General features: G+C 71.6%; 20 protein-coding genes. 7 read left to right on the top strand and 13 right to left on the bottom strand.

Features of this window, described 5'->3' with window-relative positions:
* Window positions 1-41: 41 nt before the first annotated feature.
* Window positions 42-731 carry a hypothetical protein gene (locus AC3EUV_RS30270; protein ID WP_432145088.1) on the top strand — a complete coding sequence of 230 codons (690 nt, stop codon included), beginning with the start codon at window positions 42-44 and terminating at the stop codon, window positions 729-731.
* 190 nt (window positions 732-921) lie between these two features.
* Window positions 922-1,170 carry a hypothetical protein gene (locus AC3EUV_RS30265; protein ID WP_405838988.1) on the top strand — a complete coding sequence of 83 codons (249 nt, stop codon included), beginning with the start codon at window positions 922-924 and terminating at the stop codon, window positions 1,168-1,170.
* Between the two features lie 237 nt (window positions 1,171-1,407).
* Here the strand turns inward: AC3EUV_RS30265 and AC3EUV_RS30260 are convergent, their stop codons facing one another.
* The 4 genes from AC3EUV_RS30260 to AC3EUV_RS30245 form a co-directional block, all read right to left on the bottom strand.
* Entirely contained in the window at window positions 1,408-1,773 is a 366-nt protein-coding gene (locus AC3EUV_RS30260) for a hypothetical protein (RefSeq protein WP_435604308.1), read from the bottom strand.
* A 109-nt stretch (window positions 1,774-1,882) separates the two neighbouring features.
* On the bottom strand, window positions 1,883-3,010 hold the full coding sequence (locus tag AC3EUV_RS30255; protein WP_435604323.1) for a methyltransferase domain-containing protein: 1,128 nt from the start codon (window positions 3,008-3,010) through the stop codon (window positions 1,883-1,885).
* A 59-nt stretch (window positions 3,011-3,069) separates the two neighbouring features.
* Window positions 3,070-3,210, bottom strand: coding sequence for a hypothetical protein (locus AC3EUV_RS30250; RefSeq protein WP_435604307.1), 141 nt, complete (start codon window positions 3,208-3,210; stop codon window positions 3,070-3,072).
* A 232-nt stretch (window positions 3,211-3,442) separates the two neighbouring features.
* Window positions 3,443-3,658 (bottom strand): hypothetical protein, encoded by a 216-nt coding sequence (locus tag AC3EUV_RS30245; protein ID WP_435604306.1) that lies wholly within the window; start codon window positions 3,656-3,658, stop codon window positions 3,443-3,445.
* 187 nt (window positions 3,659-3,845) lie between these two features.
* On the opposite strand from AC3EUV_RS30245, the gene AC3EUV_RS30240 reads away from it, so the two are divergent.
* Window positions 3,846-4,703, top strand: coding sequence for a helix-turn-helix domain-containing protein (locus tag AC3EUV_RS30240; protein ID WP_435604305.1), 858 nt, complete (start codon window positions 3,846-3,848; stop codon window positions 4,701-4,703).
* Window positions 4,684-4,902, top strand: a complete 219-nt coding sequence (locus AC3EUV_RS30235; RefSeq protein ID WP_435604304.1) for a DUF397 domain-containing protein — start codon at window positions 4,684-4,686, stop codon at window positions 4,900-4,902. Before AC3EUV_RS30240 ends, AC3EUV_RS30235 begins: the two co-directional genes overlap by 20 nt.
* Before the next feature lie 176 nt (window positions 4,903-5,078).
* Here the strand turns inward: AC3EUV_RS30235 and AC3EUV_RS30230 are convergent, their stop codons facing one another.
* The 6 genes from AC3EUV_RS30230 to rsmI form a co-directional block, all read right to left on the bottom strand.
* Window positions 5,079-6,008 (bottom strand): 4-(cytidine 5'-diphospho)-2-C-methyl-D-erythritol kinase, encoded by a 930-nt coding sequence (locus AC3EUV_RS30230; protein ID WP_435604303.1) that lies wholly within the window; start codon window positions 6,006-6,008, stop codon window positions 5,079-5,081.
* Window positions 6,005-6,937, bottom strand: coding sequence for a 16S rRNA (adenine(1518)-N(6)/adenine(1519)-N(6))-dimethyltransferase RsmA (gene rsmA, locus AC3EUV_RS30225; protein WP_435604302.1), 933 nt, complete (start codon window positions 6,935-6,937; stop codon window positions 6,005-6,007). Before rsmA ends, AC3EUV_RS30230 begins: the two co-directional genes overlap by 4 nt.
* 22 nt (window positions 6,938-6,959) lie before the next feature.
* Window positions 6,960-8,114: a resuscitation-promoting factor gene (locus AC3EUV_RS30220; protein ID WP_435604301.1), complete on the bottom strand. Its 1,155-nt coding sequence runs from the start codon at window positions 8,112-8,114 to the stop codon at window positions 6,960-6,962.
* A gap of 178 nt (window positions 8,115-8,292) precedes the next feature.
* On the bottom strand, window positions 8,293-9,168 hold the full coding sequence (locus tag AC3EUV_RS30215) for a TatD family hydrolase (RefSeq protein ID WP_432145078.1): 876 nt from the start codon (window positions 9,166-9,168) through the stop codon (window positions 8,293-8,295).
* 33 nt (window positions 9,169-9,201) lie between these two features.
* Complete coding sequence (locus tag AC3EUV_RS30210) at window positions 9,202-9,663, bottom strand: hypothetical protein (protein ID WP_432145077.1); 462 nt, start codon at window positions 9,661-9,663, stop codon at window positions 9,202-9,204.
* A 175-nt stretch (window positions 9,664-9,838) separates the two neighbouring features.
* Complete coding sequence (rsmI, locus tag AC3EUV_RS30205; protein WP_327226182.1) at window positions 9,839-10,708, bottom strand: 16S rRNA (cytidine(1402)-2'-O)-methyltransferase; 870 nt, start codon at window positions 10,706-10,708, stop codon at window positions 9,839-9,841.
* An 87-nt stretch (window positions 10,709-10,795) separates the two neighbouring features.
* On the opposite strand from rsmI, the gene AC3EUV_RS30200 reads away from it, so the two are divergent.
* The 3 genes from AC3EUV_RS30200 to AC3EUV_RS30190 all read left to right on the top strand — a co-directional run bounded on the left by AC3EUV_RS30200 (window position 10,796) and on the right by AC3EUV_RS30190 (window position 15,356).
* On the top strand, window positions 10,796-12,535 hold the full coding sequence (locus tag AC3EUV_RS30200; protein WP_435604300.1) for a dolichyl-phosphate-mannose--protein mannosyltransferase: 1,740 nt from the start codon (window positions 10,796-10,798) through the stop codon (window positions 12,533-12,535).
* Between the two features lie 154 nt (window positions 12,536-12,689).
* Window positions 12,690-14,342: a penicillin-binding transpeptidase domain-containing protein gene (locus tag AC3EUV_RS30195; protein WP_432145075.1), complete on the top strand. Its 1,653-nt coding sequence runs from the start codon at window positions 12,690-12,692 to the stop codon at window positions 14,340-14,342.
* A gap of 162 nt (window positions 14,343-14,504) precedes the next feature.
* Entirely contained in the window at window positions 14,505-15,356 is an 852-nt protein-coding gene (locus tag AC3EUV_RS30190; RefSeq protein ID WP_432145074.1) for an EamA family transporter, read from the top strand.
* 10 nt (window positions 15,357-15,366) lie between these two features.
* Here AC3EUV_RS30190 and AC3EUV_RS30185 read toward each other — a convergent pair whose 3' ends face one another.
* The 3 genes from AC3EUV_RS30185 to AC3EUV_RS30175 all read right to left on the bottom strand — a co-directional run bounded on the left by AC3EUV_RS30185 (window position 15,367) and on the right by AC3EUV_RS30175 (window position 18,455).
* A complete protein-coding gene (locus tag AC3EUV_RS30185) occupies window positions 15,367-16,320 on the bottom strand; it encodes a TIGR01777 family oxidoreductase (protein ID WP_432145073.1) in 954 nt (317 codons plus the stop codon).
* Window positions 16,321-16,405: 85 nt separating this feature from the next.
* Window positions 16,406-17,791 (bottom strand): alpha/beta hydrolase, encoded by a 1,386-nt coding sequence (locus AC3EUV_RS30180; protein WP_435604299.1) that lies wholly within the window; start codon window positions 17,789-17,791, stop codon window positions 16,406-16,408.
* A 460-nt stretch (window positions 17,792-18,251) separates the two neighbouring features.
* Window positions 18,252-18,455 (bottom strand): hypothetical protein, encoded by a 204-nt coding sequence (locus AC3EUV_RS30175; RefSeq protein WP_435604298.1) that lies wholly within the window; start codon window positions 18,453-18,455, stop codon window positions 18,252-18,254.
* Window positions 18,456-18,551 lie beyond the last annotated feature (96 nt).

The raw sequence follows: 18,551 nt of genomic DNA, 5'->3' as shown, positions 1-18,551 counted from the left end.
CGAGGAGACCACGTCACCAACTGTCCTGGGGGGACCCCGAAATGAGCTCCAGCACCGCTGTCCGCACCGCTCGTCGCCGGACCCTGCGCCTTGCCGCCGCGACCCTGGTCGCGGCCGCCGGCCTCACCCTGACCGCCTGCTCAGGCTCGAACGCCGCCGACGCGAAGTCCGCGGGCCACGCGAACTCGGCCGCCGGCGAGTCCAGCGCCGCGGGCTGGTCCGGACTGCAGAGCTCCGGCAGCAAGGCCGAGGTCAAGGCGGGCGTTGCGAGCATGCAGTCGGGCAGCGCGCACGCCGCCAAGGGTGGCAAGGCGGCATCCACGAGCCGCACCCAGCGCCTGGCGGACGGCATCAGCACGGCCGAGATCACCAAGCTCGGCGACCAGCACTACCGCGCCAAGATCGTCGCCCGTGGTTCGGTCCTGGCCACGCTGGAGACGAAGGGGCACGACGACGGGCTCGACGCCAACGACATGTTCGTCACCCTCACGCTGGACGGCCAGGTCCACTCCTGGATGGGCGGCGGACACCAGGGACCGGGCACCTTCCAGCTCGCGGGCGGCTGGACGGCCAAGGTCACGAAGGTCGGCGAGCTGAAGTACCGCGCGCAGATCATCGGGCACGACGGCGTGGCCGCCACGCTGGAGACGAAGGGGCACGACGTCGGCCTCAACGCCAACGGCATCTACATCGTGCTCAGCAGCGGCGGCGTGATCAGCGCCCACGCGTAAGCGCCCGTCCCGCCGGGGGCGGAGGCGTCCGGCCGGCGCTGGTGCCCGCTCTTCACCAGGAAGGCACCACCCACCCGGCCCCCTTCGTCAGCCCCATCGGCTGACCGCCTCGGTACCGCCCTGGACATGGGCCAAGAAGATCTCCGAGCGGGACCAGCTCGGAGAAGTAGAGACAAGCAAGGAGATGACCATGAAGTCGTGGCGTACCCGTATCGGCGTCGGTCTCGCTGTCAGTGCGGCAGCGGTCGCCATCCCCCTGACCGCCACCACCGCCTCCGCCGCCCCTCCGCCCGGCGACGGCTGGGTCCCCGTCGGCGCCCTGAAGTACCCGTCGAAGGCGGAGTGCGAAGCGAAGGAACTCCCGCAGGCCCAGGCGAACGGTTACCACGAGGTGTGGTGCGACGACAGCGAGACCATCATGCCCATCTACAGCCGCTGACCGCTCTCCACCCGGCGAGGACTCGTCCCGCCGACACTGCGCCAAGACGCCCGCTGCCCCGGTGTGCCACACCGGGGCAGCGGGCTTTCCACTGCACGGTTGCCCTGCCGACGCCCGGACAGCTCCCGGGCGGTGCGGCACTCGAAAACCGGTGGTACAGCGCCGCTGTGCGCCATTACCGTGCTGCCGAACCAAGTCGTCTGGGCAAGGACGTGCCGTTGTACACCCTGTACGTGGTCAGCTCAGCGCCTTCTCGATGGCCTCGAAGATGTCGGCGTCGGTCTCCCGCTGCCAGGTTGGAAGGTCGGGCCAGTCCGCGACGTAGCCCGGCTTCGGGTCGTCGAAGTGCCGGAACATCTGGGCCGTCCAACACGTCGCGACGAAGCGGCCCTTCTGCTCCCGGGACAGCCTGGACGTGTGCCCGTCGCTGACCTCGACGAACTGGCGCACCTGCGCGTAGACCGCCCCGGCGGCCTCGCGCTCCCACTGCGGGGTGTCGTCCCACGGAGTGACGTAACCGGCCTTCGGCTCCCCGGGGAAGTGCTGGTGCACACCCGCGATCCAGGTCTCCCGGAACAGTCGTGCACCCTCGGTCTGCGACATGTCATCTCCTCTTCTCGTCACGTCACGTCTCGTCACGCACGTCTCGTCACGGCGTGCTCAGCGTGGCGATCTCCGCCTGTCGTTGCCCTCATGGGGCCGTAGTGGGCCGTCACTGGCCCGTCAGCGCCCAAGAGTTGGCCGGTTCGTCCAGCCACACCCGTTCGCCCCCGGCCGTCACCGTCAGGCCGAACCGGGTGTGGTCGGGCCTCCCCCGGTCTACCCACCAGCGGAAGGCGTCCGCCACCTCGTCCCAGAGTCTGCGGGGACCGGACTGCCAGACGCGGGCGGTGTCCCCGTCCCGGAACAGCACGCACGCCCAGGACGCGTCGCTCAGCCCGTAGAACCACACGGGGCGCGCGCCGTCGCGTTTGTCCGCCACGACGTGCAGGCAGCGGGGCACGCGGAGGCCCAGGGCGAGCCGCTCGGGGCCGAACCGCTCCCCGGCGAACTCCGCCTCGGTGAGCGTGGTGGACGACTCCTCGCCGTCCGCGACGCTCCCCGTCACGTACGCGGAGTGCTCCACGGCGGCCGGGCGTTGGGCGCGGAGCTTCATGAACTCCACGGGGCCGGTGAAGCGTCCGGTGGCGCTCAGCCCGTCCGGCGCGACCACCAGGCGGGCCACCGCGTCGCTGTGGCTGTAGTGCGTCCCCCACGGCGCCACGACGATGCCGCCGGGACGGCACTGCTCCACCCACGCGAACGGGACGGACCGGACGCCGCACGTCGCCATGATGCGGTCGTACGGCGCCCCTTCCCGGTGGCCCCGGCTCCCGTCGCCGTGGAGGACGCGGACGGAGTTCCCGAACCGCGCGGCCGTGGCGCGGGCGGCGGCCGCCAGCGCCCCGTCGACCTCCATGGTGGTGACGTTCCCCGGCCCGGCACGGTGCGCCATGAGGAGCGCGTTCCACAGCGTCGCGGTGCCGATCTCCAGGACCTTGTGCCCGGGGTGGAGGTCCAGGTCCTGGAGCATCCGGAAGACGACCGAGGGCATCGACGCGGAGCTGGTCGGCGCCTCGCCGGGTTCGGTGCCGGGGTGCTGGCCGTCGTCCCATTGGGTGACGACGGGAACGTCCGCGTCCGTGTATTCCTGCCACGCGTCCGGGCTCTCCGTACGGGACACCGGCACGCTGCGCCCGGCCGCCACGTCGAACGGCCAGATGAGATCGGGCAGTACGGCGGACCGGGGTACGGCCGTGTAGGCGGAGACCCAGTCCGGGGAGAGGGCACCCGCCGCCATGAGGGCCTGCCCCAGCCCGTTGAGACCGGGGCGCTCCTTGTCTGTTGTGCCGGCCACGGTCAGGCGGCCTTGGGCGGGTTCGGGACACCGGGGCCACCGTCCGGGGTCGGTGCCGGGTGCGGTCCGGGGTAGGGCCGGCCGGGCAACTTGTCGCCGCCGTCGTTGCCGTAGTTGCCGTCGTTCTGAAGAAGCAGGTGCATCTTTCTCTTCCTCCTGGTGCCTTTGTGAGTGGTGTCTTCGTGCGTGTCGGTCAGCGGCGGCCACCTCCACCTGACGACCAGGTGTTGAGCCTCCGTACGGCCTCCTCCAGCTCCCGGCGCCGGGCCTCCTGGTCTCCGGGACGCCGCGCCTCCTCCGACGGACGGACGCTGGCCCGGACATACGGCCGGACGAGCCTTCCTAAGGCGGTTCGGATGAGGCCCGCCCCACCCTTCAACGGGCGGCCGCCTTGCGGAGAACCTCGGCGAGGCGGTGGGCGGTGGCCGCGTTGCAGTTACCGAGCGCGACCAGCGAGACGCTGTAGACGCCCGCGAACCCGGGCAGGTCGACGCCGAGCGACGGCAGCGTGATGCCGTGGTCCTTCAGCGCGGTGCGCAGCTCTTCGGCGCTTTCGTGTACGTCGTCGGGGAGGGAGCGGTCGAGGGGCATGGGCCCCGCCTTTCTGTACGCATAGCAACGAACCGCTTACAGAGTGACGTGACGCGGCGTAGCGTGAAAGGGGGTTGGGCTCCCGGCCGTGGTTCGGGGAATGCGCGGTATGACGTGGTGGAGATGTGGGGACCGCCGGGGCTCGTCCGCAACGACTGTGAATCAGCTACACGTACGGCGGTGAACCGTGGCACGACGCAAGGACATTGACGGCTCGGCGGGGGTCCCCACCTTCTACGGCAAGGAGCTGCGCTACCAGCGGGAGTTGGCCGGGCTTACACTCCAGCAACTGGTCGAGGGCAGCTTCTACGGCCAAAGCCACCTCAGCGAGATCGAACGCGGCGAACGCCGGATGCCGCTGGACCTGGCCGAGCACGTGGACAAGGTCCTCAAGACGGATGGCTTCTTCCAGCGGTGTTGTGAGGACGTGCGGAAGGCCAGGCGGATGGGCCATCCCACCCACTACGAGCACGTCTTGGAGGCGGAGAAGCACGCGGACACCATCGAGGAGTGGTGCCCAACCCTCATCCCCGGCCTACTGGAGACCGCCGCGTACACGCGGGCAGTGGTGCGGGCGACGCAGCCATTGGCGACCGACGAGGAGGTGGAGGTGAATGTCAGCGCCCGCATGGCCCGGGCCCACCTGTTCGAGGACGACCACAAGACCCCTGAGTACTGGGTGATCCTGCCCGAGTACCTGTTGCGCTGCCCGCTGCTCCCTCCAGAGGGGATGGCCGATCAGCTCGACCGCATCGCGACGCTGGCGAGGCGCCACCGGGTCATTCCACAGATCCAGCCGTGGAACTGTGGCCCGCACCCCCTCATGCTGGTGGGCTTGTTGCAGCTCATGACCTTCCCGGACGCCCCGCCGCTGGCCTATCTGGAATCCGAGTACAGCGGTCACACCATCGACGATCCGGCCCTCGTGAAGAAGTACCGCAAGGCATACGATCGGCTCAGGGCCGCCGCACTACCGCCGGAGGCGTCCCTCACCATGATCGAGGCGGCCGCAGAGGACTACCGAAATGGCAAGCAGCCGGATTGACTTGAGCGCCGCCGTCTGGCGCAAGAGCAGCTACACCAGCGGTGAGGGCGGCAACTGTGTCGAGGTCGCCGACGACTTCCCCGGCATCGTCCCCGTCCGCGACTCCAAGGACCCGCACGGCCCGGCGATCGTCTTCCCGGCCGTCGCCTGGTCGTCCTTCGTCAGCGCCGTCAAGGACACTGCCCTGCCGGGCACTTGAGCTTCCCGGCCGAGCAAAGAGCGGCGGGGCCGCGGGAATACCGCCCGCCCCCGCCGCGTTGTGGCCCCGTAGGGGGCGCTCGTACCCCCTACGGGATCTGTTCCCCCGCCCCTTAGAGGACCATCGGCCTCAGCGGGCATCGCCTCAGAGGCCCAGCGCCTCAGTGAGCCAGCGCCCTAAAGAACCCGCGCCCCCACCGCCGGCCCCTCAGCCACCCGTACCTGGCGGCAGGTCCCCGACGCCATCAGCGACGACGCGACGACCTCTGCCGCCTGCGCGTCCTTGACCAGGAAGGCGGTGGTGGGCCCGGACCCCGAGACCAGCGCGGCCAGCGCACCCGCCGCGGTCCCCGCCTTCAACGTCTCGGTCAACGAAGGCCGCAGAGACAATGCCGCCGGCTGGAGGTCATTGGACAGGGCCGCGGCCAGCGCCGTGGCGTCGCCGGACTTCAGCGCGGCCAGCAGCTCCGGCGCCGCCTCCGGCTCCGGTACGTCCGTCCCCGCCGTCAACCTGTCGAACTCGCCGTAGACGGCCGGGGTGGAGAGGCCACCCTCAGCGACCGCGAAGACCCAGTGGAAGGTGCCGCCCACGGGCAGCGGGGTCAGCAGTTCGCCGCGGCCCCGCCCGAGCGCCGCGCCGCCGACCAGGCTGAACGGGACGTCGCTGCCCAACTCGGCACAGATGGCGAGGAGTTCGTCCTGCGAGGCCCCGGTGGACCAGAGGGTGTCGCAGGCCAGGAGGGCGGCTGCGGCGTCCGCGCTGCCGCCGGCCATGCCGCCCGCGACGGGGATGTCCTTGCGGATGTGGAGGTGGACGTGCGGCTCGATGCCGTGGCGGGCCGCGAGGAGTTCGGCGGCGCGGGCGGCCAGGTTCGTGCGGTCCAGGGGGATCTGGTCGACGTCGTGGCCCTCGGCGGTGATCCGGAGGGTGTCGGCGGGGGTGGCGGTGACCTCGTCGTAGAGGCCGACGGCGAGGAAGACGTTCGCCAGGTCGTGGAAGCCGTCGGCGCGGGCGGCGCCCACGGCCAGCTGGACGTTGACCTTGGCCGGTACCCGGACGGTGACCGGGGCGGCGGTCGCGGCGGTCGTGTCAGTCGTGTCGGTCATGCCTGCTCTCCCCCTGATGTGTGTGCTCCCCCCGACTGCCGGATGCCCGGCGCGCCGCCCGGACCCTTGTGCTCGGCGATCCGCGCGAACTCCTCGACGGTCAGTGACTCGCCGCGGGCCTGCGGCGAGACGCCCGCGGCGACCAGGGCGGCCTCCGCGGCGGCGGCCGAGCCGGCCCAGCCGGACAGGGCGGCCCGCAGGGTCTTGCGGCGCTGGGCGAAGGCGGCGTCGACGACGGCGAAGACCTCGTCGCGGGAAGCGGTCGTCTCGATCGGCTCGGTGCGGCGTACCAGGGAGACCAGGCCGGAGTCGACGTTGGGGGCGGGCCAGAAGACGTTGCGGCCGATGGCGCCGGCCCGCTTGACCTCGGCGTACCAGTTGGCCTTGACCGACGGGACGCCGTAGACCTTGTTGCCGGGGCGGGCGGCGAGGCGGTCGGCGACCTCGGACTGGACCATGACCAGGGTGCGGTCGATGGTAGGGAAGGTCGCGAGCATGTGCAGCAGCACCGGCACGGCGACGTTGTAGGGGAGGTTGGCGACCAGCGCGGTGGGCGCGGGGCCGGGCAGCTCGGTGACGTGCATGGCGTCTCGGTGCACCAGCGCGAAGCGGTCGGCGCGGCCGGGCAGCCTGGCCTCGACGGTGGACGGCAGCGCCGCGGCGAGCACCTCGTCGATCTCGATGGCGGTGACCCGGTCGGCGGCCTCCAGGAGGCCCAGGGTCAGCGAGCCGAGACCCGGGCCGATCTCGACCACGACATCGTCGGGCCGGACCTCGGCGGTCCGGACGATCCGGCGGACGGTGTTGGCGTCGATGACGAAATTCTGGCCGCGCTGCTTGGTGGGGCGGACGCCCAGCGCGGCGGCCAGCTCGCGGATGTCGGCGGCGCCCAGCAGGGGTCCGGGATCGTCGGTGGTGCTCTTGCTCATGCCACAGCCTCGTTGCGCTCGTTCACCCGTGAAGCTTACGGCCGCAGACCGGCCACGGGCTCGCCCCCCTTCTGATGTAGAGCTTCTTGGCGCGGTAGGTCTGTTCCTGGGCGGTGGCGTCCTGCGGCCGGCCGTGGCCGCCGAGGGCCCGCCAGGTGCCGACATCGAACTGGTAGAGCCCGCCGTAGGTGCCGGAGGAGTCCACGGCGTTCGGGCGGCCGCCGGCCTCGCACTGTGCCAGCGCGTGCCAGGCGAGGTGGTCGGCGCCGCGCACGGAGGTGGGCAGCTGCCGGATGCCGAGGTGCACGATCTGCGGGCGCGGGGCGCGCACGACCTCGCTGTGCAGCCGCTTCGGTTTCTGTTTGACGCCGTTGACGGTGCGCACCCGGTAGGTGACCCGCCGGACTCCCGGGCGCCCCTGCTGGACGACGACCACGGTGCCGCGGGCCAGGCGGGCGTCGACCCGGTGGATCGTGCGGAAGGGGACGGTCCGGTCGCGGACCTCCTTGGAGCCGGTGATCCGCAGCACCGAGAGGGTCTGGCCGTCGTGCGGGAAGCTGTCCGGCGGCACCGAGGTGGTGTCCTGGTCGCGCAGGGCGATCCCGGCCTCGGTCAGGGCCTCGCGGACGGTGGCGGCGTTGGTGCGGAGGCGGTGCGTGCGGCCGTCGGCGACGATCGTCACCGAGCGTTCGGTACGGACCGCCAGCTCCAGTCCGCGCTGCCCGATGCGCCGGGAGCGGGAGGCCGACACATAGGCGCCGTCGGCCCGTACGCCGAGCTGGTGGAGGGCGCCGGCGACGGTGTCGGCGGTGGTCCACACCGTGCGGCGCTGTCCGTCGATGGTCAGCACGACCGGGCGGCCGTGCCGGACGACGACCTCGTCGCCGCTGCTGAGGGCGGTGCCGGGGGCGGGCGCGACGATGTCGTGGGCGCCGATGTCGAGCCGTTCGTCGGCCAGCAGGTCGTCGACGTCGGAGGCGAAGGTGTGCAGGGTGCGCGGGGTGCCGTCGACGGTGAGCCGGACCGCCTTGTCGTGGGCGATGAAGGCGGTGGTGCCGCCGGCGAGGAAGGCGACGACCAGGGCCCGCGGCAGCAGGCTGCGCAGCGCGTCGGGGCCTTCTGCGCGGCGTCTGCGACGGCCGCGCGCGGCGCGGTGGCTGCTCTGCGAATGACTCACGGCGCGCTCCACATGCCCCGGCTGCGGTTGACGGCCGGAATGTAGCGGAGTCTTCGTCGCTCTCCAAAGTCGGCACACTACAGAGGGTGACCAGGAGGTGATGAAGGTGACGGAATTCGAGGGTGTGGGCGGGCTTTCCGGTGGGGTGTGCGGGCTTCTCGGGGCCCGCCGCGAACCGTCAGTAACCGAAGGCCCGCGCCGTGTTCGCGGCGACGGCGGTGGCCATGGCGTCCTCGGTCACGGCGGTGACCTCGGCCATGGCCCGCAGCGTGACCGGAATGAGGTACGGGGCGTTGGCCCGTCCGCGGTACGGGGCGGGGGTGAGGAAGGGGGCGTCGGTCTCGACCAGGACCAGCTCCGGCGGGGCGACGGCGAGGGCGTCTCGCAGGTGCTGGGCGTTTTTGAAGGTGACGTTGCCGGCGAAGGACATGAAGTAGCCGGCCGCGGCGCAGATCTTGGCCATCTCGGCGTCGCCGGAGTAGCAGTGGAAGACGACCCGGTCGGGTGCGCCCTCCTCGCGCAGGATGCGCAGTACGTCGTCGTGCGCCTCGCGGTCGTGGATGACCAGGGCCTTGCCGTGCCGCTTGGCGATCTCGATGTGGGCGCGGAAGGAGGCTTCCTGGGCGGCCATGCCCTCGGGGCCCGTACGGAAGTAGTCCAGGCCGGTCTCGCCGACGCCGCGGACCTGCGGGAGGGCGGCCAGCCGGTCGATCTCGGCGAGGGCGGCGTCCAGGGCGCTGTCGCCGCCGGGCTCCCGGGCCCCCTGCCGCGACCAGCCGTCGGGGTCGCCGAGCACGATCCGGGGCGCCTCGTTGGGGTGCAGGGCGACGGTGGCGTGCACGCTGTCGTGGGCCGCGGCGGTCTCGGCGGCCCAGCGCGAACCGGCCAGGTCGCACCCCACCTGGACGACGGTGGTCACCCCGACGGAGGCGGCCTTGGCGAGCGCCTCCTCGACGGAGGAATCCTGCATGTCCAGGTGGGTGTGCGAATCCGCGACCGCCGCCCGAAGGGGTTCGGGCAGCGGCGGCGGGGTGTTCTTGTCCTGCGGTGCCATGGCCGCGATCCTACGAGGGCCGCGGCAGCGGGCTCACTTGCGGTGGTGCTGGAAGGGATGCAGCAGGTCGGAGAGGTGCCAGTGGTGGCGGCCGGTGTCCTTGTCCCCGGCGGTGCCGCCTGCGGGGTCCGGGTCCGCCGCGGGGGCTTCCCCCTTCTCGCCGCCGGGCCGGCGCTGATGCATGTTCGCCATCGCCTCGGAGACCATCGAGACCTGGCCGGAGCGCATGATGCGGACGACGTCGCTGCCGCAGTTCACGCAGGTGGGGCAGGTCAGCGGGGACCGGACGCGCACGCCGTCCGCGTAGTAGACGACATGGAGCTCGCCCTTGCCGTCGACCTGATGGACTATCTCGTATGCCTGCTCCCAGCCGTGGCCGCACCGCATACAGGCGAAGGAGTACGCCTCGTGCGCGGCGGCGTCCGGCCGGGGGTCGGGGTGCTCTCCGCCGGTGGTCGTCGTGGAAACTCCGGGGGTCCTGGCGAAATCCGTCATGTGCTGCGCTCCTCTTGTCCGCTGGACAAGGTCTTCGGAACCGGTTCGTCCCGACGTCCAGTGGACGCCTTTCCCGGTCACAAAGCAGCAGATCGCCGACCGTATTGGCGCAGATTTGGCCGGGGGCAGGGAAAAGTCCCCGCCATACCGGCCAGTTCTTTACCTTTCGGGCCGGTCATTTACCTTCTGATGGGTCGGTTTTCGCCGCGTTCTTCGCCGCGACCACCGCATCGAAGACCTCCCGCTTGGGCAGCCCGGCGTCCGCGGCGACCGCGGCGATGGCTTCCTTGCGGCGCTCCCCGGCCTCCTCACGGACCCGCACCCGGCGCACCAGCTCCTCGGGGCCCAGATCCTGCGGCCCGCTGTCCGGGGCGCCCTCGACGACGATGGTGATCTCGCCGCGTACGCCCTCGGCAGCCCAGGGCACGAGCTCGCTCAGCGGCCCCCGCTTGACCTCCTCGTAGGTCTTGGTCAGCTCCCGGCAGACCGCGGCGCGCCGCTCGGCGCCGAAGATCTCGGCCATCGCGGCGAGGGTGTCGTCCAGCCGGTGCGGCGCCTCGAAGTAGACCAGGGTGCGGCGCTCGTCGGCGACCTCGCGCAGCCGGGTGCGCCGCTCACCGCCCTTGCGGGGCAGAAAGCCCTCGAAGCAGAAGCGGTCCACGGGCAGCCCGGAGACGGCCAGGGCGGTGAGCACCGCGCTGGGGCCCGGGACGGCGGTGACCTTGATGTCCCGCTCGACCGCGGCGGCGACCAGCCGGTAGCCGGGGTCGGAGACCGAGGGCATCCCGGCGTCGGTGACCAGCAGCACCCGCGCCCCGCCGGCCAGCGCCTCGGCCAGCTCGGGCGTCCGGGCCGCCTCATTGCCCTCGAAGTACGACACGATCCGCCCGGACGGCTGGACCTCCAGTGCCTGGGTCAGCCGGCGCAGCCGCCGGGTGTCCTCGGCGGCGATCACATCGGCGGCGGCCAGTTCGGTGGCGAGCCGCGGCGGCGCGTCCGCGATCTCTCCGATGGGCGTCCCTGCAAGTACCAGCGTTCCAGTCACCTTCCCATCCTCCCAGGGCGCCGGCGCGCTCCGGCCGGTCGGTGTCCCCGGTGCGGTCCACGGCGCTCCACAGGCGGCTTCCCTACGATGGGCCGGGTGACGAGTGACACCACCGCGACCGACGCCGCCGCGCAGCACGCCCCGGAGCCGCCCGGAGCGCCCCCCGTGTGGCAGCGGCGACTGCGCCGTTTCGGGCTTCCCGACCGCCCGCAGACCGATGTCCGCGCGCGGCTGGTGCCCGCCTTCCCCGAGCCGGGCGGGCGGCTGTGGGCCGTGTTCGGCGCGGGCCCGGACGCTGCGGCCCGGCTGACGCGCTGGTCCGCCTGGCTGGGTCCGCTGCTGGTGGCGCTGTTCGCCGGGGTGCTGCGGTTCTGGAACCTGGGCAGCCCGCGGAAGGTGATATTCGACGAGACGTACTACCCCAAGGACGCCTGGTCGCTGCTCCAGTACGGCTACGAGGGCACCTGGGCCAAGAACGCCAATGACGCGCTGGTCGGGCATCCACCGCAGCTGCTGCTCTCGCCCGAGCACTCGTATGTCGTCCACCCCCCGATGGGCAAGTGGCTGATCGCGCTCGGCGAGGGCCTCTTCGGGATGAACCCGTTCGGCTGGCGGTTCATGGTGGCGCTGCTCGGCACCCTGTCGGTGCTGCTGGTGTGCCGGATTGGGCGCCGGCTGCTGCGCTCGACGGCGCTGGGCTGTCTCGCGGGCGCCCTGCTGGCGGTGGACGGTCTGCACTTCGTGATGAGCCGGACCGCGCTGCTCGATCTGATCGTGATGTTCTGGGTGGTGGCCGCGTTCGGCTGTCTGCTGGTGGACCGGGACCGCACCCGGGCCCGGCTGGCGGCGGCGCTGCCGATCGGCCCGGAGGGGGTGGCACGGCCCGACGACGGGGTAGGTGACCGGCTGCGGCTGGGCCGGCGGCCGTGGCGGATCGCGGCCGGGCTGTGTCTGGGCCTGGCGACCGCGACGAAATGGAACGGTCTGTACTTCCTCGCGGCCTTCGCGCTGATGGCGGTGCTCTGGGATGTCGCGGCACGCCGCACGGCCGGCGCCCGACACCCCTTCCGCTCGGCCCTGCGCCGCGATGCCCTGCCCGCCTTCGGGGCCACCGTCGTCGTGGCCCTCGCCACCTATCTGGCGTCCTGGTCGGGCTGGATCGCCACCAAGGGCGGCTACTACCGCGACTGGGCGACCTCACCGGAGGGCCGTACGGGTGCCTGGACCTGGCTGCCGGACTGGCTGCGCAGCCTGTGGCACTACCAGACCGAGGTCTACTCCTTCCATACCGGACTGACCACCCCGCACCACTACCAGTCCAACCCGTGGAGCTGGCTGGTCCTGGGCCGCCCGGTCTCCTATTTCTACGAGGAGACCAAGGTCGGCCAGGACGGCTGCACGGGGGCCGAGCCCTGCGCCCGCGAGGTGCTGGCGCTGGGCACCCCGCTGTTGTGGTGGGCGGCCTGCTTCGCGCTCCTCTATGTCCTCTACCGCTGGCTGTTCAAGCGGGACTGGCGGGCCGGGGCGATCGTCTGCGCGGTCGCGGCCGGCTATCTGCCGTGGTTCCTCTACCAGGAGCGGACCATCTTCCTCTTCTACGCGGTGGTGTTCGTCCCGTTCCTGTGTCTGGCGCTGGCGATGCTGATCGGGGCGCTGGTCGGACCACCGGGCTCGTCGGAGCGGCGCCGCACGGTCGGTGCGGTGGGTGCCGGCGTCCTGGTTCTCCTGATCGCATGGAATTTCATCTACTTCTACCCGCTCTACACGGGGATGCCGATCCCCAAGTCGGCCTGGCACCACCGGATGTGGTTCGACACCTGGGTGTGAGAGCCTCAATTCGACAGTTCCGTAACAGGCGTACAACAGCGCGTCACCGGACCGTGCCCGTATCGAGACTCAGAGCCTTCGCGTGTCCCTTAGAGTGCGAGGCACGTTCTTGTGTGCGTATTCAAGGACGAAGCTCTTGGAGGGAATCGGTGGCATGCGCCGTGAGGTGAAGTACGGGCTGATCGGCGGATCGGTGGCCCTGGTGGCGGGAGTCGTGGGCGGCTTCACGCTGTTCGGCGGCTCTGACGAGTCGTCGCAGGAGGTCAGCTCGGCGGATGCCAAGTCGGGCGAAGACGGCACGAAGGTGGCGACCGGCCCGCTGTCGGCCAAGGAAGTGCAGACGACGTCGCGGGAGTTCCTGACCGCGTGGCAGTCCGGCGACGCGGCCAAGGCGGCCGGGCTGACCGACGACCCGGAGAAGTGCAAGAGCGCGCTCGCGTCCCTGAGCAAGCAGGCGCGGTTCTCGAAGGTGACGCTCACCCCGGGCGCCCCGGCCGGTGACAAGGTGCCGTACACCGTCGCCGCGCAGATCGACTACAAGGGCACCAAGGCCGCGTACTCGTACCGCACCTCCGCGACCGTGCAGCGCGAGAAGGCCACCGGAAAGCCGCAGATCGCCTGGAAGCCGACGATGATGCACCCGGGCCTGGCCAAGGGTGACGAACTGCGCACCGGCGAGGCCGAGGCGCCGCCGATCAAGGCCGTGGACCGCAAGGGCGCCGCGCTGACCCCCCAGGCGCATCCGGCGCTGGCCGGGGTGCTGGACAGCCTGCGGGACAAGTACGGCGACAAGACCGACGGCAAGCCGGGCGTGGAGCTGTTCATCCACCGCGCCAAGAGCGCCAAGCCCGCCGACCAGCTGCCCGAGAAGACGCTGAAGGTGCTCTCCAAGGGGACGCCGGGCACGCTCAAGACCACCCTGGACGCCGGTATGCAGTCGGCGGCCGAGCGGGCGGTCAAGGGCAAGAAGTCCGCCTCCGTGGCCGCGGTCAAGCCCAGCACCGGTGAGATCCTGGCGCTCGCCAACTCCCCGGAGAAGGGCTTCAACCTGGCCACCCAGGGCTCGCTGGCCCCCGGCTCGACGATGAAGGTCGTCACCGCGGCGATGCTGATGGACAAGGGCCTGACCTCGCCGGGCAAGAAGAACCCGTGCCCCAAGTACGTGACCGTCGGCGGCTGGAAGTTCCAGAACCTCGACAAGTCCGAGATCAAGGACGGCACGTTCGCGCAGAGCTTCGCCGCGTCCTGCAACAACGCCTTCATCTCGCACGCCAAGGACCTCAGCGACGACGACCTGACCAAGGAGGCCCGGGACGTCTTCGGCATCGGCCTCAACTGGCAGACCGGCATCCCGACCTTCGACGGCGCGGTCCCGGTGCAGAGCGACGCGCAGATGGCGGCCTCGCTGATCGGCCAGGGCGGGGTGCGGATGAACCCGCTCAATGTCGCCACGCTCGCCGCGACGGTCCGGGCCGGCTCCTTCCACCAGCCGTACATCGTCTCGCCGGATCTGGACCACCGCACGCTCGCCAAGGCGCCCCGGACGATGAAGCCGTCCACCCTCAACGGCCTGCGGTCGCTGATGAAGCTGACCGCGACGTCCGGTACGGCCGCCGAGGCGATGTCCGGGGTCAGCGGTGACATCGGCGCCAAGACCGGCTCGGCCGAGGTCGACGGGCAGAAGAAGCCGAACGCCTGGTTCACCGCCTACCGCGACGACCTCGCCGCGGCGGCCGTCGTCCCGGCGAGCGGCCACGGCGGCTCCAACGCGGGCCCGGTGGTCCGCGCGCTGCTCACCTCCGGCTGACGGCGGGACGGGGCGCTGTGGGGGCGCCCCGTCCCAGTCACCGAATCCGGTTCGCATGGCCCGTACAGCTTTCGCTAGCGTGCGGGCCATGAGCGATTCCGCGTCCGGCGCCGCCCCGGGAACCCCGACCGACACCGCGACCGGCGTGCGCGAGCACACCTCGTGACCCCGCTCGTCGTCGCCGCGGTCCTGATGGCCGCCGTCACCCACGCCAGCTGGAACGCCATCGCCCACGGCATCCGTGACCAGCTGCTGGCCTTCACCCTGGTCGGCGGCGGCGGCACGGTCTGCGGCCTCGCGCTGGCCGCCGTCACCCCGCTCCCGGCCGCCGGCGCCTGGCCCTTCCTCCTGGCCTCCGCCGTGCTGCACATCGTCTACCAGGCCCTGCTGATGCAGTCGTTCCGCCTGGGCGACTTCGGGCAGATGTACCCCATCGCCCGCGGCACCGCGCCCCTGGTCGTCACCGTCCTGGCCGCCGTCTTCGTCCACGAGATCCCCGACGGCTGGGCCCTGGCCGGCGTCGCGCTGGCCTCCGCCGGCCTGGTCGGGGTCGCCCTCTGGGGCATCCGCGGCTCCGGGACCAGGCCGCACTGGCCGGCCCTGATCGCCGCCCTCGCCACCGGCCTTGCCATCGCCTCGTACACGACCGTCGACGGCCTGGGCGTACGGGCCTCCGGCAGCGCCCTCGGCTACATCGGCTGGCTGATGCTCCTCGAAGGAGTCGCGATCCCCGCCTACGCGCTGGCCACCCGGCGCCGCCAACTCCTCGCCGAACTCCGCCCGTTCGCGCTGCGCGGGCTGGCCGGCGGGGTGCTCTCCGTCTTCGCCTACGGCCTGGTCCTGTGGGCCCAGACCCGCGCCCCCCTCGCACCGATCGCCGCACTGCGCGAGTCCTCGATCATCGTGGGCGCCGCCATCGGCGCGCTCTTCTTCAAGGAACGCTTCGGCGCTCCCCGGATCGCCGCGGCGGGCCTGATGGTCATCGGCATCGGCCTGATGCTGCACACCGGCTGAAAGCTGCCGCTCACCCGGCCATCCGCGCAGCCCGGACCCGCCCCACCAGGTCCTCCGCGGCCGCCGGCCAGTTGTCGTACGCGAACTCGAAGCCCGCCTCGCGCAGCCGGCCGGGCACCACCCGGCGGCTCTTGAGCAGCAGTTCGGTGTCGGAACGCAGCGCGAACGCGCCCAGCTCGGCCATCCACTTCGTGGCGGGCAGCCCCACCGGGACGCCCCAGGCGGCCCGCAGCGCCCGCATGAAGTCCCGCTGCGGCAGCGGACCGGGCGCGGCGAGATTCACCGGCCCGGTCAGGTCGTTCCGGTCGACCAGGAACTCGACCGCCCGGACGAAGTCACGGTCAAGGATCCAGGACATGTACTGGGCGCCCCCCGCGACCGGGCCACCGAGCCCCAGCCGGACCATCCGCAGCAGCACGTCGAACACCCCACCGCGATCCGGACTCATCACCATGGCGGACCGCAGCGCGACCTTGCGGGTCTCCGGGGTGGCGGCCTCCTGCTGCGCCCGCTCCCACTCCTTGGCGATCTCGATGCTGAACGCCCAGTAGTCCGGAACACCGGGCTCCGCGCCGCCGATCTCACCGGTCGCCTCGTCATGGGGCGCGTCGAAGCGGTGGGCGTAGAGGGTGGCGGTGCTCATCTGGAGCCAGACGCGGGGCGGCCGGGCGGCCGCCGCGATCGCCTCGCCCACGACCCGGGCGGAGTCCACCCGTGAGCGCATCATCTCCTGGAGATTGGCCTGGGTGTAGCGGCAACTCACGCTGCGCCCTGCCAAGTTGATCACGACGTCACTGCCGTCGACCACCGCCGTCCAGGGCCCGGGCGTCACACCGTCCCAGGCCACCTCCCCCGCCCGCGACGGACGTCTGGTCAGCACCACGACCTCGTGGCCCGCGGCGGTCAGCGCGCGGTTCAGGATGCCGCCCACCTGGCCGGTCCCGCCGGGTATCACAATCTTCATCGGGCTCCCCCCTCATGGTCACCGGACCTGCCGGGCGCGGGAACACCACGCCCGGCACCAGCAGATGCCACCGCCCCGGGCCCCGTCAACGACGCGGGTAGACCGTGCCGTCGGGCGGTGTCTCCAGCGTACGGAGATAGCTGTCGACCGCCCGTGCCGGGAGCGGCGACTGGCACTTGCGGTAGAGCCAGTGGTCCACGGAGTCGAGGACGGCGAGCCGCCCCGCCGGGAATTCCTGCGCCATGCGCCGCGCACCCGGCAGCGGGGTCGCCAGGTCGTGCTGGGCGTTCACCACCAGGACGGGCGGCAGGGTGCCCTTGGCCCGGGCCGGCTCCGGCTCGGGCGCGGCCGGCCATCCCTGGCAGCCGAGGACCATGTCCAGGGCCTGGGAGTTGTAGCGGGCGTGCGGCGCGGCGGACGCGGCCTGCCGACGCAGCTCGCGGTAGTGGTCCCAGTCACGGAGGCGGAAGTCGTAGTCCCGGCACAGCACGGTGCGCCAGGCGAGCACCGGGGCGTCGTCGGTCCAGGAGACCTTGCCCTTGCCGCTGTTCAGGGCGCCCAACTGCTCAGCAGTGGTCTGCGGGTTCCACTTCCCGAGGTAGCTGGTGAGGAAGCCGGACAGCTGGTCGGCGGTGACCTTCTTCCGCGTCGGGCCGTGCGGCCCCGGTTCGAACAGCCGGCCCGCGTCGGCGCGCGCGAAGAGCCCCCGGACGACGGCCTTCACGTCCTTGCCCTTCAGCGCACACGATGTGTTCTTCGCGCACCAGTCCGCGAGTTGCCGCACCCCGCCCTCGGCGGCGGCGGAACCGTCCGTGAGGAAGCGCCCGGCATCCGGCCGGGACGGGTCCATCGCACTGTCGAGGGCCAGCGCCCGGAGCTTCTGCGGGAAGAGCCGGGCGTATTGGCGACCGATGAGCGTGCCGTACGAGTGCCCGAGGAAGCTGATCTGCTCCTCCCCCAGCGCGGCGCGGATCGCGTCCATGTCGCGGGCGACGCTGACGCTGTCCATGTGGTCGGCGACCGGCCCGCTGCCCGCCCGGCAGCTCTCGGCGAGCTGCTTGTTCATGGAGCGCATCCGCTGGAACTCGGCGGCGTTCTCCGGACGGGTGGGGATCTTCCCGGCGAGCTTCTCGTCGCACCGGAGCCCTCCGCTGCGGCCGATCCCGCGCGGGTCGAAGCCGATGATGTCGAAGCGGCTCCGGATGTTCTTGTCATAGCCCTCGGTCGGGCTGTCGGCGTAGTAGGCGTCGTCCAGACCGCTCGAACCGGGGCCGCCCGGGTTCGAGAGCAGCACACCGAGGCGCTTCTTGGGATCGGTGGCCTGCTGCCGGGCCACCGCGATCTTCATCGTCGGCCCGTCGGGCTTCGCCCAGTCGACCGGCACCTCCACGGTCCCGCACCGGGTCCGCTTGCTCGGGTCGGGGTAGGGCGGGTCGGCCTTGGGACAGGCGGACCACTGAATCGCCTGCACCGGTGCCGCCCCGGGACTCGCCCCCGCGTTCCACGGCACGAGCAGTGTGGCGGCCACCGCCCCCGCCCCCACCGAAGCCGTCAGAACCACACCCTTGCGCGACCGGCGTGCGCGGCGTGACCGTCCGTCTGAGCTCTCGACCGACCCGTCCCCGGGCCGGGAGAAAGAACCTGAAGCATTCATGCCCCACACCCTCGGGGCACCACATGACGGCCCTTCCATGACCACATGGTGGCGACGTAACAGAGCCCCACGGCTCCCCTCCCTCGGCGCCAGCGAGCAGTTCAATAGCGCTCTTCTCCATGCCCCGGGAGTACCTCGCTCCCCTCCCTCTCCACCGGTGTGTCATCGTGCCGGGGGTGCCGCCGCAGCATGACCCGGCAGTCAACGGCCTTCGACCTGTCGCGGGTTCGCTCGGCCTCGGCCAACTCGTCCTGGAGTGCCTGGCACTCCGGGCAGCTCACAGCGACCGCCCCAGCAGCCCGTACTGCTGCCGCCGCGCATAGTCCTCGTGCACCCGCACCCGAAGAAGCGCCAGGGTTTCACTGTCGCCCTCGCCGTCGTCGGCCCGCTCGTGCTCCGGCCGGTCGTCGGCCTCTGGGTGCTCGGGATGCTCAGGGTGCCCAGGGGGCGTGTGCTCGGGGGGCGTGCGCTTCTGAACCACCGTTCACTCCTCTCCGTAGTCATTCCGCTACCAAGGGGGCTCAGCGTGGCCTAGGGTCGAGATGCTATTCAACCTGTCAGGGGAGGCGGAAGAATT

The sequence above is a fragment of the Streptomyces sp. bgisy130 genome (assembly GCF_057708345.1).
The sequence above is the reverse complement of the archived record's forward strand: the minus strand, read 5'-3'. Positions and strand labels throughout refer to the sequence as shown.

Coding starts and splice junctions, on each gene's coding strand:
- AC3EUV_RS30250 (WP_435604307.1), bottom strand. CDS start 3,210: ATGCACCTGCTTCTTCAGAACGACGGCAACTACGGCAACGACGGCGGC.
- rsmA (WP_435604302.1), bottom strand. CDS start 6,937: ATGAGCAAGAGCACCACCGACGATCCCGGACCCCTGCTGGGCGCCGCC.
- AC3EUV_RS30210 (WP_432145077.1), bottom strand. CDS start 9,663: ATGACGGATTTCGCCAGGACCCCCGGAGTTTCCACGACGACCACCGGC.
- AC3EUV_RS30235 (WP_435604304.1), top strand. CDS start 4,684: ATGGCAAGCAGCCGGATTGACTTGAGCGCCGCCGTCTGGCGCAAGAGC.
- AC3EUV_RS30245 (WP_435604306.1), bottom strand. CDS start 3,658: ATGCCCCTCGACCGCTCCCTCCCCGACGACGTACACGAAAGCGCCGAA.
- AC3EUV_RS30270 (WP_432145088.1), top strand. CDS start 42: ATGAGCTCCAGCACCGCTGTCCGCACCGCTCGTCGCCGGACCCTGCGC.
- AC3EUV_RS30195 (WP_432145075.1), top strand. CDS start 12,690: ATGCGCCGTGAGGTGAAGTACGGGCTGATCGGCGGATCGGTGGCCCTG.
- AC3EUV_RS30200 (WP_435604300.1), top strand. CDS start 10,796: ATGGGCCGGGTGACGAGTGACACCACCGCGACCGACGCCGCCGCGCAG.
- AC3EUV_RS30215 (WP_432145078.1), bottom strand. CDS start 9,168: ATGGCACCGCAGGACAAGAACACCCCGCCGCCGCTGCCCGAACCCCTT.
- AC3EUV_RS30255 (WP_435604323.1), bottom strand. CDS start 3,010: ATGGCGGCGGGTGCCCTCTCCCCGGACTGGGTCTCCGCCTACACGGCC.
- AC3EUV_RS30265 (WP_405838988.1), top strand. CDS start 922: ATGAAGTCGTGGCGTACCCGTATCGGCGTCGGTCTCGCTGTCAGTGCG.
- AC3EUV_RS30260 (WP_435604308.1), bottom strand. CDS start 1,773: ATGTCGCAGACCGAGGGTGCACGACTGTTCCGGGAGACCTGGATCGCG.
- AC3EUV_RS30185 (WP_432145073.1), bottom strand. CDS start 16,320: ATGAAGATTGTGATACCCGGCGGGACCGGCCAGGTGGGCGGCATCCTG.
- AC3EUV_RS30230 (WP_435604303.1), bottom strand. CDS start 6,008: ATGACCGACACGACTGACACGACCGCCGCGACCGCCGCCCCGGTCACC.